At 58.2% G+C, this 14373-nt stretch carries 16 protein-coding genes and 2 pseudogenes; 10 read left to right on the forward strand and 8 right to left on the reverse strand.

From position 1 onward, the window contains the following. Nucleotides 1-21: 21 nt before the first annotated feature. Both MMG94_RS21460 and MMG94_RS21465 read right to left on the reverse strand, forming a co-directional pair. Nucleotides 22-1386, reverse strand: a complete 1365-nt coding sequence (locus MMG94_RS21460) for a sensor histidine kinase (RefSeq protein WP_026016472.1) — start codon at nt 1384-1386, stop codon at nt 22-24. Next, complete coding sequence (locus MMG94_RS21465) at nt 1383-2060, reverse strand: response regulator transcription factor (RefSeq protein ID WP_016921379.1); 678 nt, start codon at nt 2058-2060, stop codon at nt 1383-1385. Before MMG94_RS21465 ends, MMG94_RS21460 begins: the two co-directional genes overlap by 4 nt. On the opposite strand from MMG94_RS21465, the gene MMG94_RS21470 reads away from it, so the two are divergent. The 5 genes and pseudogenes from MMG94_RS21470 to MMG94_RS21485 all read left to right on the forward strand — a co-directional run. Continuing rightward, a complete protein-coding gene (locus tag MMG94_RS21470) occupies nt 2059-2760 on the forward strand; it encodes a hypothetical protein (protein WP_016921378.1) in 702 nt (233 codons plus the stop codon). The two genes, MMG94_RS21465 and MMG94_RS21470, sit on opposite strands and share 2 nt — an antisense overlap. A 79-nt stretch (nt 2761-2839) precedes the next feature. Next, nucleotides 2840-5263, forward strand: coding sequence for a TonB-dependent siderophore receptor (locus tag MMG94_RS21475; RefSeq protein WP_154420464.1), 2424 nt, complete (start codon nt 2840-2842; stop codon nt 5261-5263). A gap of 320 nt (nt 5264-5583) precedes the next feature. Next, a complete protein-coding gene (locus MMG94_RS22265; protein ID WP_244415481.1) occupies nt 5584-5859 on the forward strand; it encodes a transposase in 276 nt (91 codons plus the stop codon). Then, nucleotides 5838-6206 (forward strand): annotated as a pseudogene (locus tag MMG94_RS21480) (IS110 family transposase); the annotation flags it as partial. The gene MMG94_RS22265 and the pseudogene MMG94_RS21480, both read left to right, overlap by 22 nt. Further along, nucleotides 6204-6386: pseudogene (locus MMG94_RS21485) on the forward strand (IS630 family transposase); the annotation flags it as partial. The pseudogenes MMG94_RS21480 and MMG94_RS21485, both read left to right, overlap by 3 nt. A gap of 71 nt (nt 6387-6457) precedes the next feature. Here the strand turns inward: MMG94_RS21485 and MMG94_RS21490 are convergent. The 4 genes from MMG94_RS21490 to MMG94_RS21505 all read right to left on the reverse strand — a co-directional run bounded on the left by MMG94_RS21490 (nt 6458) and on the right by MMG94_RS21505 (nt 9059). Beyond that, nucleotides 6458-7204, reverse strand: coding sequence for an SAM-dependent methyltransferase (locus MMG94_RS21490; RefSeq protein WP_026016470.1), 747 nt, complete (start codon nt 7202-7204; stop codon nt 6458-6460). 507 nt (nt 7205-7711) lie between these two features. Continuing rightward, complete coding sequence (locus tag MMG94_RS21495) at nt 7712-8080, reverse strand: hypothetical protein (protein WP_016921373.1); 369 nt, start codon at nt 8078-8080, stop codon at nt 7712-7714. Nucleotides 8081-8170: 90 nt separating this feature from the next. Then, nucleotides 8171-8416 (reverse strand): hypothetical protein, encoded by a 246-nt coding sequence (locus tag MMG94_RS21500; protein ID WP_016921372.1) that lies wholly within the window; start codon nt 8414-8416, stop codon nt 8171-8173. A 445-nt stretch (nt 8417-8861) separates the two neighbouring features. Beyond that, a complete protein-coding gene (locus tag MMG94_RS21505; protein WP_154420462.1) occupies nt 8862-9059 on the reverse strand; it encodes a hypothetical protein in 198 nt (65 codons plus the stop codon). Nucleotides 9060-9315: 256 nt separating this feature from the next. On the opposite strand from MMG94_RS21505, the gene MMG94_RS21510 reads away from it, so the two are divergent. Then, nucleotides 9316-10077: a FadR/GntR family transcriptional regulator gene (locus MMG94_RS21510; RefSeq protein ID WP_016921369.1), complete on the forward strand. Its 762-nt coding sequence runs from the start codon at nt 9316-9318 to the stop codon at nt 10075-10077. 211 nt (nt 10078-10288) lie between these two features. Continuing rightward, nucleotides 10289-10654 carry a hypothetical protein gene (locus tag MMG94_RS22060; RefSeq protein ID WP_341870814.1) on the forward strand — a complete coding sequence of 122 codons (366 nt, stop codon included), beginning with the start codon at nt 10289-10291 and terminating at the stop codon, nt 10652-10654. Nucleotides 10655-10964: 310 nt separating this feature from the next. On the opposite strand, the gene MMG94_RS21525 is transcribed toward MMG94_RS22060, so the two are convergent. Then, a complete protein-coding gene (locus MMG94_RS21525; RefSeq protein WP_016921366.1) occupies nt 10965-11090 on the reverse strand; it encodes a hypothetical protein in 126 nt (41 codons plus the stop codon). Nucleotides 11091-11472: 382 nt separating this feature from the next. On the opposite strand from MMG94_RS21525, the gene MMG94_RS21530 reads away from it, so the two are divergent. The 3 genes from MMG94_RS21530 to MMG94_RS21540 all read left to right on the forward strand — a co-directional run bounded on the left by MMG94_RS21530 (nt 11473) and on the right by MMG94_RS21540 (nt 13118). Then, entirely contained in the window at nt 11473-11901 is a 429-nt protein-coding gene (locus MMG94_RS21530; RefSeq protein WP_016921364.1) for a hypothetical protein, read from the forward strand. Nucleotides 11902-11968: 67 nt separating this feature from the next. Next, nucleotides 11969-12475, forward strand: coding sequence for a hypothetical protein (locus MMG94_RS21535; RefSeq protein WP_016921363.1), 507 nt, complete (start codon nt 11969-11971; stop codon nt 12473-12475). A gap of 145 nt (nt 12476-12620) precedes the next feature. Further along, complete coding sequence (locus MMG94_RS21540) at nt 12621-13118, forward strand: lysozyme inhibitor LprI family protein (RefSeq protein ID WP_157212455.1); 498 nt, start codon at nt 12621-12623, stop codon at nt 13116-13118. 370 nt (nt 13119-13488) lie between these two features. On the opposite strand, the gene MMG94_RS21550 is transcribed toward MMG94_RS21540, so the two are convergent. Further along, a complete protein-coding gene (locus MMG94_RS21550; RefSeq protein ID WP_154420460.1) occupies nt 13489-14316 on the reverse strand; it encodes a hypothetical protein in 828 nt (275 codons plus the stop codon). Nucleotides 14317-14373 lie beyond the last annotated feature (57 nt).

The following is a 14373-nucleotide window of genomic DNA, read 5'->3' on the forward strand; positions in this document are numbered from 1 at the left end:
ACCGTCGATTACCAAGTTGCGTCACGCAACGACAAGCGGAAACGATACCTTAAAGGTCGCCCCTCCCCCGGGAGTGCCTTCAACCCAAATCTTTCCTTCCTGCCTGGTCATGAGTTCCCGAGCGATTGCTAAGCCGAGCCCCGCGCCTGACGAGCTTTCGCGCTTGCGCCAGAACGGTTCGAAAATCGATTGCCGATCTTCGGGCGCGACTCCGGGACCGTGGTCGATAACTTCAATGGTCGCACTCTCGTCCACTCGAACCGCAATGACGCCATGCACTGGCTCGGCATTGAGCGCGTTATCTATCAAATTGGCGACAACAGCTTCGATCGCGTTCTTGCTCCCGCGAACAAGGACCGCTTCAGACGGGCCGTGATATTCTATTTCACGATCGTCGCGAATGGCGAGAAGCGCCGCGTCATCGACCATTGCGCGTACGGATGCCCCAATATCGACAATCTCGTCCAGAGGCAGCGACTGCTCTTCGGCGCGCGCTCCCGCGAGCAGCTGATGGATGATATGCGAGATTCGCTGAACATCTCTCCGGAGATGATTTTCGAAGTTCACCTCGCGTGGCGCATCGAGACGCGCTGCAAGGACCGCGACCGGCGTGCGCAATTCATGCGCGGCGTTGGCGGTGAACAGTCGCTGCCGTCTCGTTCCGATATCGAGCCTTTCGAGCGCTTGATTGATGGCTCGAACAAGCGGCATCGCCTCGGTGGGAACGACGCTCGACGTCAACCGGTTGCCGAGCGTATCCATATCGATGAGAGACGCCTCGTGCGCTACATGACGCAGCGGCAGAAGGCCGTTTCGCACGGCGAACCACGCAGTCGCCGTCGAAAGAACCACCGCCATCGTGAAGTAAGCCGCCAACACTTTGATGTCGAACGCCCAGGCGTCGAGCAAATCCTTCCATAGAAACTTTTGCCCATGCACCGCGACATGCAATGGTCCGTATCGGGTATTCATCGGCGCCATGAAACCCTCGGGGGCGAAACCGTCGTCGTCCGGAAGTGCAAAGTGAACATGCGTCGGACTGATTCCGACGACTGGAGTAAGAACCGAGACGAGGACCAAGTCTGATCCCGGCAATGCGTGCTTCAATTTGTCGAATACGGCGATGCGCATTTGAGGCGCACGTCGAAATTCCTCCTGTAGTTCTGGCGTAGGCGCGATGCGGATCGTTCCATCTTCGTCGGCGTTAAGCGATGCGATCGCCTGTCGTTGTGCGCGCGCAATCGCCAAAGAATCCCACGACGACGGAAAAACGCCGATCCCCGCCATCGAAAGCGCGGTCGAAATGACCCAACCGCAGAAGAATGCAAACAACTGAGCCAGGATCAGATATCCGACCACGCGCGGAGCAAGAGGAAGCGATCTCACAGTCCTTTCTCCGCAAGCAGATAGCCTCGTCCTCTTACCGTATGAATTTCCACGCGCGCCTCGAGTTCCGACAATCTTCGGCGGAGACGCGAGACAATCGTATCGAGGGCCGCAGCCATGACGTCGTCATGATACCCATAGATTTCCGTCAGCAGAGATTCTCTGGACGTCACTCTGCTCACTCTTTGCACCAGCGCTCTCAGCAGCATCAATTCCCGCCGGGAAAGACTGATTATCGAACCATTGACTGCCACGTCGTCGGTCCGAAGATCGTATGACAGCGAGCCGACGACGACGGGTGGACGCGCCTCGCCGCCCGGTCGCCGCAAGCACGCTCGAACACGCGCAATAAGCTCCTCTCCCTGGAACGGCTTTGTCAGATAGTCGTCGGCCCCGGCATTGAGACCGGATACTTTGTCGGCCAGCGCGTCCAGCGCCGTCAGCATGATAACGCGAATGCCAGGCTGCATTTCTCGCGCCGTTCTCATCAGCGACGTTCCGTCGCCGTCCGGCAGTCTCCTGTCCAGCAGCAGCAGGTCATAGGAATTTTCCCGCAAGGCCTGCGATCCGCTGTCCATGGAAGGAGCAACGTCGACATTGAAGCCGGCATGTGAAACCAGCGCCGAAACAAGGCGCGCCATCTCTCTTTCATCTTCGATCAGCAAGATTTTCATGTTGGACGCCGCCATTTTCTCGACGGATTGGCCCCTTTCCGCCTCGTTGTGGCAAGACTGCCACATTGCCGGAAACTTTACAGCAGCAATCGCGTTGACAGGCTGTCGAAAGGTTAAGTCCGTTATCAATACGGTCTCCTACAATCCACTGAACCAGCACGAACAGGTTAGCATGAGCGGTTTGCTAAATTCAGCAAAGACAGTGAGATACGCGAGCCTATTCTGTTTTTGGGGCGGCGTGGGCCGGCTCGCCGCTCGGTTCGGCCTTTCCCTTTCCCCTATCGCGCGCCGAGCGATGCTGGCGAAACATGCGCCCGATCGCCTTTTCGTGATGTGGCTCAGAATTGCAGCCGGGACTCTCGCACTGGCCGCGAACGCTCAATCCGCAGGCGAGTATACGAGAATCCTAGCTGGCGAAGGCATTATAGCCGCAAGCGTTGATGACGCATATTGCGACACGGATAGCGGCAACGACTCGCCGGTTCACCGCCACCATAATCATGCTCAATGCTGTATTTTATGCAATGCGGTTGGGCACGACTTCATCTCGCATACGACGAAAGCCATTTTCGATTTAACGTATGATCTGAAATCAGCGACGAACTTTTTCATCGTCTACGCCGCTCTGAACGGCTCCGATCCTCGCGCCTTAGGCTGGGCGAGCAGCTGGTCCTCTCGCGCGCCTCCTGCGTTTTTCTGAACCGATCGTCTGTTCAACCCAGACTGCACCGCTCTCAGATCCAATCAGGAATGCGGCTCGCGCCGCATAGGGGATTATTATGTCCATCAACGCTCTATTGCGCGGCGTTTCCGTCGGCGCGGTCGTTGTCGTGTTCTCGTCGTCTATGGCCGGAGCGCAACAGAATTTGCCGACAATCGACGTCGGCTCGGCACAACGCACGATGGGAAAGCCGCACGGCGCGCAAACGTCAACGGGCGGCTCGCAACGCGGCGCCTCACAGCCGTCGCAGCCGCAATCTGTCGCAGCCACACCGCTCCTGGGGATTCCGCGTCGACAGGACAGCTATGTCGTAAAGGAGACGTCCACCGCGACGAAGATGAATATTCCAAACCTCCAACTGCCGGCCTCCGTTAAAGTCGTGCCCGCCGAAGTGTTGCGCGACCAACAAATTACGGACCTCAAGGGCGCGCTCGAAAACGTCAGCGGCGTGCAAACGGCGCAGTCTCAGGGCGGCAACGCATCCTTCAATCGCATTCGCGGCTTCCTGACGCCGCGCGTCTTCCGAAATGGCTTGATGGCGACTTCGCCGACCAACTTCACGGATTTCGGCACGTCGAACGTCGAGAGAATCGAAGTGATGAAGGGGCCGGACGCGATGCTCTACGGACGCAGCGATCCAGGCGGAATGATCAATCTCGTAACGAAGCGCCCGGTTGTAGATCGGATCCACATGATCCAGCAGCGCTTCGGTCAGTTCGACAACTATTTCACGGAATGGGACCTCGCCGATTCAGCGACCGCGGATAGATCCGTGCTTTATCGCTTCTCGGGCGGTTATATGAACAGCGGCGGATTTCGCGACTTCGACCGGATCGAACGCGTGCACGTCAATCCAAGCGTCGCCTGGCGCCCGACGGACGATACGACCTTCGTAGCGGATGTGGAGTATTACGACCAGGATTTCAGGCCGAATCTCGGCCTGACTGTCAATCCCTTCAATACCACGCGCCCGGCGGATGTTCCGATCTCGCGCAACTTTGCAGGGCCGCACACGCCGCTGTCAAATAACCGCAACATCTATGCGGGATCGGAGCTCACGCACCGATTCAACGACACCTTCACCTTCAAGCAGCGCTTCCTGGCAAGCTTCCTTCACCACAATGACGCCTACTCCAGTAACGCCGGCATTGACGCAACCGGCAACGTTCTGAGAATACCCTTCAGTCAGCAGAACGATTCGCAGGTCTACGGCACGAATTTCGATCTACTCGGGCATTTTGATCTGGGTGACACTCATCACGACACGCTGGTCGGCTTCGATTATCAGCATGTCTATTCACTATACGGCAATCAGGGGCGTTTTTTTCCGACTAACCCCTTGTTCACAGTCAATATGTTCAATCCATGGGTGAGCAATGTCTACACGTGGATCCCCACAGGGTTTTACGACTGGCAACGCGTATTTGATCGGCCTCGCTACTTGAATGATCGACAGGTCAATATCTCCAATCAGGAAGGCCTGTATTTTCAGGATCACATTACTCTTCTGGATGGGAAACTGCATATCCTTGGCGGCGGCCGCTTCGACTGGTTCTGGCAGGGCCAAGCAAAGGGTGGTTCCGGGGATTTGGCGGAATCGTACATCTATTCTCAACCCCTGAGCATAAATCCCGGCTTCACAGGCAACCCGTTCGCACCCGCTAATCTTCAATACAATTTCTTTGCGCCCACGCGCTCCGACACGGCGTTCAGCCCGCGCGTCGGGCTCCTTTTCCAGCCCGTTCCCTGGGCGAGCGTCTACGGAAGCTGGACGCAGGCGTTCGGACCGAATGTGAACGCTTCGGTGGGAACCGATGCATACAATCGCCCGTTTGCGCCTGGAAGAAGCGAGCAGGTGGAGGTCGGCGCGAAGGCGGAATGGTTCGACGGACGGCTGACGACCTCGCTCGCGCTCTATGAACTCACGAAGACCAATATTCCCGCGAGGGACCCTGCGGCTCCGACCGACCCGAACGCGTTCGTCCTGGTCGGCGCCGCGCGCAGCAAGGGCGTGGAACTCGACGCAAGCGGAAAGATCCTCGACAATCTGAGCCTCATCAGCAGCTTTACTTACATGGACGCGCGCGTCACCAAGGACACGAATCCGGACCCGGCGCTGACGACCCTCGGCCGCCGCCTGATCGGCATTCCACGCTATCAGGGGAGCTTCTGGGCTAAATGGGACGTGAAGGAAATTGCGCAGCTTGACGGGCTCAGCCTCGGATTTGGCGTTTTCGTGGTCGGTAACCGCCAGGGCGATGATCAGAGCACCTTCCAGCTTCCCGGCTATGTGCGACTCGACGCAATGGCTGCCTATAAGTGGCAGATCATGGGCAAGGACGTGACGGCTCAGCTCAATCTGCGCAATCTCGCTAATGCCCGCTATTTCGAATCCGCGGACAACAACTTCTCGACGCCGAGGCTTTCGATCTACCCGGGAGCGCCTTTCACGGCGATGGGCACGGTGAGAGTAGCGTTCTGACGCACCCCAAGCGCCTCGAGGAACCTCCTCAGTCGCAGTAGCGGACATACGGTCTTACAAGCGCTCTGATCTGACTTTTACGCAAGGTCGGCGAGTTGTTTGCGGGCGGCGGAACGTACCAGTCTCTTTTCCGCCTCCCACTGCATTGTACGGTCCAGGTTCGCGAGAGGGTGCGCCGAATGTCGGTAAGCGCTGTCCCAGTCCCACCTTCAAATACGAGATGAAAGCGACGAATCTGATCCCCTGATTTGGAGATAAGGCTCGTGTCTAGACTTAATACTTTGATTGAGCCGAACGACTCCGGATTGCGGCGCATCGAGGTGATCACTGGAGCTGGTGGGCGCTGCCGGTGGTCTGAGGACGAGAAGGCGCTGGCGGTCGAAGAGTGGCTGGCTCCCGACGCAGTCGTCTCTCAGGTCGCGCGTCGACATGGCGCGACGCCACAGCAACTCTTCACCTGGCGAAGGGAGGCGCGCCGGAAGGCTCAGGCGGAGGGCGGCCCGGCATTTGTGCCTGCGATCGCGGAGAACGGCGGCGCCGCTGGGCCTATCGGTTCTGATCAACGCAGGTTGGTATCAGTCGTTCAAGCTGGTTGATCACGTCGCTATCGCCGGGGGGCGGAGAGAAGATGTCAAAGCAGGGCATATCCGCCGGGGACCTCGGGGGCCTACTGGCGCGCTTTTCGCAAATCAGGCGAAAAGCCTTGGCTCGAACTGGGAAATCATTCCCGATCGTAGTCATTCAAGAAGCGGGATTAGACGGATTCTGGATTCACCGTGTGTTGGAGAATGAAGGAATTGAAAGCTACGTCGTCGATCCGTCGTCGATCACGACATCGAGACTGCGCCGGCGGGCAAAGACCGACAGGATCGACGGTGAGGCGCTGCTCCGAGCGCTGCTGGCATACAAACGGGGCGAACGTCGCGTGTGCGCTATGGTCAAGCTGACGAAACGACGGTTGAAACGCGGCGTCTTCCATTCGGTCGCCGACCTTCAGGCCGCAATCAACCGCTTCCTCGAAGAGCACAATGGCGAACCCAAGCCCTTCACATGGACCGCCAATCCAGACAAAATCATCGCCGCAGTCAGGCGTGGGCATCAAGCGTTGGATTCACTCCACTAGCCGATTAAGCCCAACAAGCGTTGATGGTTGGCCGAGCGCTATCAGTTTACAGTACACGGCAATGTTGGGCATCACCGAGCCATCAGCGCGAACACGCCCCAGCCAAGGTATTCGCGCGTGTAGGCAGCATAGCGTTTGGGTTCCGACGTCAGCCGGGCTCGAACGTCTTTCACGAAGTCGTCGTCGGGATTCGTTTCCAGCCATCGGCGCATGGTCAGCCACTTAGCCGCCTCATACCTGTCCCAACCGTCCTGATTTGCCAGAACCATTTCCACAACGTCATAGTCCAAGCCATCAAAAGACGCGACAAGCTCGGGAAGCGTCAAAAAATCGGAGATCGCACCGGCACCGCATCCCTTCGCAATTTCCTCCGTCGGTGGCGACCGCAGCCAATACGGCTCGCCAATGAGGATAATCCCTCCGGGGTGCAGGCTCTGGGCCAGAAGCTCGATGGTGCCGGCGACTCCCCCACCGATCCACGTAGCGCCGACACAGGCCGCCACTCCAGCCTTTTCGTCAGCAACATAGCCGGCAGCGTCATCGTGGATAAACTCCACTTGATCCGCGACCCCGAGTTCTTCGGCGCGCAGCTTCGCTTGCTTGGTGAACAACTGGCTCATGTCGATACCAGTGCCGTTAATCCTATAGTCGCGTGCCCAAGTGCACAGCATCTCGCCTGAACCGCTGCCGAGGTCCAGAACACGGGTTTCTGGTTCCAAACGCAACGCTGCGCCGAGAGTGGCGAACTTGTCGGCCGTGAACGGATTATGGATACGGTGAGCACTTTCGGAGATGTTGAAAATCCGGGGAATGTCCAATGTAGAAAAGCCTTTCTTCCTCTTAGCAAGAGAGAGCAGATATCTGAATAATTCCAAAATCTGCGACAAAAAGGCTGGTTGAAAGCCAGCTTGCAGACCGCCGATCTTCACGCGTTGTTGGCTGCCGCTTGCTCCAGAATCTTCCCGATAGCCCTCATGCGAAAGCCATTCCCCGCATCCGAGAGGATTTGTCTGCGGTGCGCCCTTGCAAACGATTCTCTCTAGACTCTTGGTGATCGGGGAGTTCGAAACCGTCACAAAACGGCCCCATGACCTTTAGCTCGGAAAGCCTGGTGCATACGCCACAGGCTCCCCGACCATAGGTCAAGGAGTTGGCGCCGTTCGGCCAGCAAAGGCCATTCGTGAGGGGTTTCGACGCCCCAGAGCAGCGCGTCCGCTCCACCCACGACGTTAGCCGAGCTGCGCGCGAATGTCTTTACCTTTTAAGCCAGAAAATTCAAACGCCGGCCTCAGGCCGGCGTTTGAATCATTCAGCTTGCAAAAAGCTTATTGGACACCAGCGCGGACTGAAAACTTCTCGCTGCCGCAAACGACCGGGCCTTCATAGACCTTGCCGGACTCGTTCGCCTTGCCAGTCCAGATGCAATCCTTCTTGCCGTCGGTGCGGTCGCTGAGGTTGATTACATAGGCGCCGCCCTCGACCTTGCCGTCGATCTTGTAGGTGACGGGCGTGCCGTTATCGAGCTGCAGTTCCGCCTTGCCGAAGACCTTGTCGCCTTCCGTCGACACCGTCCAGGTGCCGTTGGCGCGCTTGATGCCGGACGGCGAGATTTCCGTGACGCTGAAGACTGCGGCGTAAGCCGACGCGCTGAACGCTATGACGGCGGCGGCCGTGGTAAAAGCAGGCTTGATCATCTGTTTCGCTCCCATAAATTGCGGCGCAACGGTCGAACCGTCGACCAAAGGGGGCTGGACTCGAAGAGATCCGGCCGTCACGCCTAATTATCACTTCCGCTCTTCAGTGTTTTGCGGACAGTTGCAGGCTGCATCGCAGGCCTTCTTATCTGCGTAAACCTGGTTGATATCGGAGCCATAGTGCATCTTCCTTTCTAAGAAGGAGTCTTCGCACTTCTCCACGCATTTGGCTTGCTTGTCTTCGTTGGCCTTGTGAACGTCGCAAACTGCGTAAGCCGAGCTACTAATCATGACGACGGCGAATGCCGTCCCCGACACGATGGCGTATTTCCTCATGTGGAAATTCCCCTTAATTTTCTTTGCTAGGCGATTGAACCAACGCCCTAAGTGTCTCGCTGCCGAATAGCGCTCTTCTTAGTCGCTAAACACCCAACGAGCCGCAAAATATGCGGCCACCCCGATAACGATGATCGCGATCATGCCTACTGGTGTGGCGGCATAACTTGTGAGTTCTAGAATGGCGCCCAAAACTTCCTCCTTCAGTTGCTTTTTGTCTTCGAACCCTAAGCCGATAGTTCACTTCGCGATGTTAGATCGTATCGCAGGGTCGGTTTCGACGGCATGGCGGCATCGCGGCCGCCTTCGGACCGTCACCGAAAGCGCCGTCTCGGCGGGCGAAACGCCCCTCAATGCTTGTTGGTCGTGAACAGAACACTTGCCGCGAGCACGCGTTGAATCTCGGCGAAAACTTGCTCGCCGTAGTCATTCACGAAATCACGGATCACCTAGTTCGCAGCGACGATGTCGACGCTTGCATTAGGCTGCCTCCAAAGGCGAGGGCGTCGCTCTGGATCAGCTCAACGCGTCCGGCGATCGACGATTTTGTCGAGGTCGCGACATTAGGACAAATCACGGCAAGAAATCCTTCTTCTTCGCCGATGTGGCCGGTGAGCAGGTTTGATTCATTCGAGGACGACATGCGCGTCTCTTCTCCCATTCGGTTTTCGCCGCATTCGAGCGGCGCTAACACGCCCGAACCGCCGACGGATCCGGCTTCGTCCGTTACGTTTTCACCCTATCATCCAATCATCCTATGTTTAATTGCTGAGGCATGTCAAGGTTCAGTGGATAAACCTCGCCCTCACCCGATTTTTGATGATAAAAGAACCCAGTCCGAGAGATGGTCGCCATCCCCTGGCGTCCGGGAGCCCCGTTAACTTCATGCTTTTGCTGCTATGAAACCGACCAGGCCCACCACGCTTTCGCAGGTGCCCCGGCGCTCGCTCGTTGATTCGACCATCGACTTGATCCGCGCTCAAATTGAGGGCGGCGTCTGGCAGGTTGGTGAGAAAATTCCGAAGGAGGATGTGCTAGCGGAGAGGCTTCGTGTCGGTCGAAACACCGTCCGCGAAGCTATTCGCGCCCTCTCTTACACCCAACTACTCGAAGTCCGTCAGGGCGATGGGACCTATGTCCGATCGAATATCGAGCCTGCGGAAATCATGCGTCATATCAGAGGAGCTAGCCTACGGGAGCATTTCGAACTACGCGCCATGTTCGAAACGAACTCTGCCCGGTTGGCTGCGCATCACCGTTCGGAGGAGGATATAGCGCTGTTGAGGCTTCTGCTAAAGCAGCGCGGTGAGGAGCAGGATCACACGGATCGGGCAACATTCGTAGACGCCGACATCGAATTTCACGGGGCGATTGCGCGCATGTCTAGCAACGCTGTTCTTGCCGAACTCTATCGGTACTTTTCCCCCACGATGCGCGCCTATATGCTGTTTGCGCTGAGCCAACGCGATCTGCCGATGCCAAGCTTGGACCTCCACGAAGCTATCGTCGATGCAATCGCTCGCGGGGACGCAGAAGCCGCCGAGACGGCTCGTCGCGCTCTCTCGACGCCTTTGATCATAGCGCTCGAAAGCAAGGATCGCTCAATGAAATACCTGTCGATGGACTGGAAGCCGAGTGTGTCACGGCGCACGAAATTGTAAGAACGCGTGGTTCACGCACTTTGCTGCAGTTAATTTGGATCTTCCTCACTTCCTGTTGCAAAGGTCACTACACAGGAAGCAGGCGCGCGCGGAGGAGTTCTGGCCCCGCTCGACCCTACATCGTTCATTTGAGCGCTTTCAAACGATTAATTTGTCCTTCCGTCTGGCCGTTGCGCTCTGCTCGACCGTGATTCGTTATCGCGGCAAGGGCGTGCTGCGCGACGTCGGCAAGGCCCTCGGTCTTCCAGAGAGCCTGACCAAGACCTTATCGTCACAGGTCTGGGGCCGGACGGAAGGCGTCGAGGCGAAGCATGCCGAAAGCCTCAACCTCAACATGGCTGACCGCCGGCTGCGTCTCGCCTGGGTGACCACGGGGAGGTTTCTGGAGGCGTTCGGGCTCGCGTCGCTGCGCGACCTCCCCGAAATCGAGCGTGTCCAAGACGAGGGCGCGATCGAGGCCGACGCGCTTCTGGATCGTGCGTGGGACACAGGCGATTCGGACCTTACAGACGGAGAGAGCGAGTTCGATAAGGTCGAAGATTTGTGTCCGGCTACCGCGACAGACGATACAGATTAGCCTCGGGCGATCTGTTTTTTGACTGGCGCGGCTTTCCCCCGGTCGGGGCGACCTGGCGCCTCACGCAAAAAGCCTTTATCTGCGATGCGCAGAAACATTATCGTCCAAGAGTAATCTCCCGTGTTCCTTTTAATTGCCACGACGCACAGGCCTGCGACGGATCTCGGCTTCCTGCTGATGAAACATCCCGAACGCGTTCATGAGACGCCGCTCGCGTTCGGGCGCGCCGTCGCATTTCTTCCGCAGGCGGACGAGGACCGTTGCGAGGCGGCGCTGGCGTCGAGAAAGGCGACGACTGTCGCCGTTTCGTTCATTCCAGACCGAGGTTTTGATCGTGCTCGGCGAGTTCCGCCAGCGCTGCGTGGCGCCTGGCGCGATTATCGGCCTTGTAGGCGAGCACGTCCTGCAGGGGAAGGCGCCGCTGATTTCCGACCATGCGCGCCGGGAGGATCGGCGCGCGCGCCAGCGGCCGCGAAAGGCCATGGGCGAACTCTGTACGGCCACACCGTCCGATTTGGCGCGCCGGGCGAGGTTATGGCCGTCGGCGAAGGCGTTGGGACCGTGTTGTCGCTTCGTTCCGGCCCTTCCACCATGCCGACGGCTGCAGCGCTTTCGGCGGCGAATCTTCGCCATGCGCATTCCGAACGGCCTGAGCCGCCTTTACATCGCGCAAGACAAGGACCCGGCCGGAGAGCGCGCGGCGAGGGCGCTCGCCGAGAGGTACCGGTACGTCTTTAATGATGGTTGCCGACGGGTCGCGATGGTACTGATGATTTTGAGATAGCAGCGCTTTGAAGATAGAAGGTTCATGCAGACCGATGAAAATCTGGATGCTCGTCATAGGCTCTTTTGTTCTCACGCTGACCGCAGCGCGGCTTGCACTCGTAAATTCCGCTGAATCCCCGCTGCGATGGTGGTTTTTCTGGGTTGGTATTGCTGCCGCGACCGCCGGAAGCACTGGCGTCTTTTTCAGCGGAATTGGCCAAATATTCCGACACCTGCTGAGATTGGCGATTGCTGGCATTCTGCTTTGGGCGCTCGAAAAGGCCGGGCTCTCGAACAGCCGTTTGGCCAGACTGCTACAATGGGCGGGCCTAACACATGATCCGAATGGCGATAGAGGGGTCGTGCCGGATTTCTCGCGCAAACAAGAAATGCTGATGCTGACCGGGTGGCTGGCGGTTTCGATCGGCGCGGCATTTATTTTTGCATCCCGTTCGGGTCTTCGATCAGGCGCTATTCCATGAGCGACAGGCATCACTTCGTTGCGGTGGAACCGAGTAGCGACCTTGGCGCCAGCGAGGCCTCCCACAGATGTTTGGCTTTGATCTGACGCATCTTGTCCTAGCCTTGACTCTGACCTTGGTCATTTCGGTCGCTGATGCCGCGCGGGCGCGATCGCAGGGTCGAGACGCCGATCTCGAGCAGGTCGTCGAGTATGGTGCCACCATCGCCAACGCTGACGGGATAAGCAGCCGTCAAGGGCGCCCCTTCCGTGAGTTTCCGCAGGGCTTCCAGGGCCGTTGGGCACATGTCGCCGCCGATTGCCGGGCCAGTGGATTCTCCGCGATCCTCTCCTCCGCGATCCTGTCGATCGACGCCAACGGCTTGCGCCAGGGGGAAGGCGCATTTGCCGTCACCAGCATCATTCAGGTGCGCGACAATCCCCGGCAGATTTCAGTGAGCGCGCATATATCCAACGGCGAAAGAGAATGGGATTCGCTGGAGCAGTTCACTCTGTCGAACGACGGGCAGGTCATCGAATGGCTACGCCTCGAGCCCGCGTCTGGACCGGCGATACGGCTTTATCGTTGTAAGTGAGAGGGGCCGTCCATCCGACCTAGCCGGCCGAGGTCGATCAATCTGGCGCGCTTCTGATGACATTCCGACGCCAGACGAGCCACGCGCCCCAGCTCGCAATGTAATCTGCGGAATGTTCTGGGAGGCTAGACTCGAGACGTTCCGCATGAAAATCTATCTTGCAGCGAGCCTTGTGCTGGCGTTCGGCATTTTCGATACCGCCCAAGCGCAATCGTGTCGGCAAGGTTTTTCCAAACAGGCCCGATCCGTGCGCGTTGCCAGCGCGAGCGCGCTGGCAACGGCGGATGACGGCAACGGTGCGCCTAGCGGGCTGAGCGCGACCTTCGCCGCATGCATGGCGCGCGCCGGGTCGCAGAACATTGCTAGTATCGAATGCCTTACCGCTGAACGTAGCCGTCAGGATAGGCGCTTGAATAAGGTCTATCAGGAGCTAATCGGGAACCTGCAGGGTGATCGCCGCGGTCGGATGGTGGAGGCGCAGCGGGCGTGGCTTCAACTGCAGCAGAAGGACGGCGCATTCGAAGCGTCGATCTTCGACGAACTCGGGCCGATGGGCAATCAGCAACAGGTCGAGAACGAGGCGCGCGCTGTCAGCCAACGTGCCGATCTGCTCGAACAATACCTCGCGTTTAGCAAGCCCTGACCGCATCGCCATCTTTATCAGAGCATAACCGACACATCGCCAGCCGGACGGCGTACCGGTGCTTCGCGCCTTCTTGCCCGTCGTTGCAACAACCGTGAGGTCGGATTCGGCCATGTCGAGCGAGCTTCCATGCTTTGGCGTGTAATGCCATTCGAAGCGCTCGATCAACCGTCGGGCCTCAGCAGCGGGAAAGGCGGCGTAGAGCGAGGCAGCCGGGGCTCGCTCCGAGGCCGGATACGTTGACGCAGACCCATCAGAAGGCGCTCACGATAAAACTGCTTGCAGACGGGGCGGGCCATAGGTTTTTGAGCGTGCGCCAGATCCGAGTTGTCGCAGCGCCGAAAGAGGCCACTTAGTCAGTTGCGCAGTGTTATGATTTTCGTTTGGCAATGCATTGCCGCAGCTTTCCACGCGCGGACAGACCGTTGTGAAAGCCTATCGCCTGCACTTCCTGTCCATCGACTTCCAGCTTGAAAGACTGATGATCGCTGATGTTATTCAGGAGCGCATCAGCCGATGGGACTGCAAGAGCGACGACACCCAGGCCACTAACCCGTGTCTCGGTATAGTTATAGGCTCGAACGGTCTGGATGCTACTGTTCTTCGGATCGTTGTTAACCACCTGTCTGAGTGTCACGCTGATCCAGCGGACGTTCTCTGGTTGTGGTATGTTGGGTCCCCAGAAGGTCAGCAACGCGCCGCGGTAGTTGCCGCCAGGTCCAGAGAGCCGGATGAAACCAGCCATGTTCATATAGAGCGCGGCGCAGTACTCGCCGGAGGCTGCACTGTTTGTGTCCTGGAAGAAGTCCCACTTTCCACGAATGATCGGCCCCATCTCGGGATCTCGCTTCATTCTTTCGATTTCGTCCGTGGCTGCACCGTGCAGCGCAAACACGGCGCCCGCCGCGAGATCCATTCTGATGTCCATCGGATCGCGCGGAGGCGGACCTGATGGACGACCACCATTTCGACTTTCCTCGCGCTGATTGGCATAATTTTCAGCCGCTTCGCGAGCCATTTCCTGATTCTGATCGAAGACGGCCTGATTCTGGGCGCATATGTTGGGCAAGTCCGAGCATGCCGACGCAGGGTTTGCCAAGCCGAAACCGGTCAATGCCGCGAGAACCAGGGCGGCTGATTTTAATAGATGAGTCTTCCGACCAAGACTCGCCTGATCCTGAAGCCTGTAGCTGAGCATCCTGAATGACTCCGGGCGCGGTGATCAGGCTCGGATACTGCCATACAACCGGGCCGT

It is taken from the genome of Methylocystis parvus OBBP, from assembly GCF_027571405.1.
In the GTDB taxonomy this organism is placed as follows: domain Bacteria; phylum Pseudomonadota; class Alphaproteobacteria; order Rhizobiales; family Beijerinckiaceae; genus Methylocystis; species Methylocystis parva.

Bases quoted from the DNA above. Each gene is read 5' to 3' on its own strand.
- MMG94_RS21470 (WP_016921378.1), top strand. From the start codon at position 2,059: ATGTTGGACGCCGCCATTTTCTCGACGGATTGGCCCCTTTCCGCCTCG.
- MMG94_RS21465 (WP_016921379.1), bottom strand. From the start codon at position 2,060: ATGAAAATCTTGCTGATCGAAGATGAAAGAGAGATGGCGCGCCTTGTT.
- MMG94_RS21475 (WP_154420464.1), top strand. From the start codon at position 2,840: ATGTCCATCAACGCTCTATTGCGCGGCGTTTCCGTCGGCGCGGTCGTT.
- MMG94_RS21495 (WP_016921373.1), bottom strand. From the start codon at position 8,080: ATGATCAAGCCTGCTTTTACCACGGCCGCCGCCGTCATAGCGTTCAGC.
- MMG94_RS21500 (WP_016921372.1), bottom strand. From the start codon at position 8,416: ATGAGGAAATACGCCATCGTGTCGGGGACGGCATTCGCCGTCGTCATG.
- MMG94_RS21505 (WP_154420462.1), bottom strand. From the start codon at position 9,059: ATGTCGTCCTCGAATGAATCAAACCTGCTCACCGGCCACATCGGCGAA.
- MMG94_RS21510 (WP_016921369.1), top strand. From the start codon at position 9,316: ATGAAACCGACCAGGCCCACCACGCTTTCGCAGGTGCCCCGGCGCTCG.
- MMG94_RS21525 (WP_016921366.1), bottom strand. From the start codon at position 11,090: ATGGTCGGAAATCAGCGGCGCCTTCCCCTGCAGGACGTGCTCGCCTAC.
- MMG94_RS21530 (WP_016921364.1), top strand. From the start codon at position 11,473: ATGAAAATCTGGATGCTCGTCATAGGCTCTTTTGTTCTCACGCTGACC.
- MMG94_RS21535 (WP_016921363.1), top strand. From the start codon at position 11,969: ATGTTTGGCTTTGATCTGACGCATCTTGTCCTAGCCTTGACTCTGACC.
- MMG94_RS21540 (WP_157212455.1), top strand. From the start codon at position 12,621: ATGAAAATCTATCTTGCAGCGAGCCTTGTGCTGGCGTTCGGCATTTTC.
- MMG94_RS21550 (WP_154420460.1), bottom strand. From the start codon at position 14,316: ATGCTCAGCTACAGGCTTCAGGATCAGGCGAGTCTTGGTCGGAAGACT.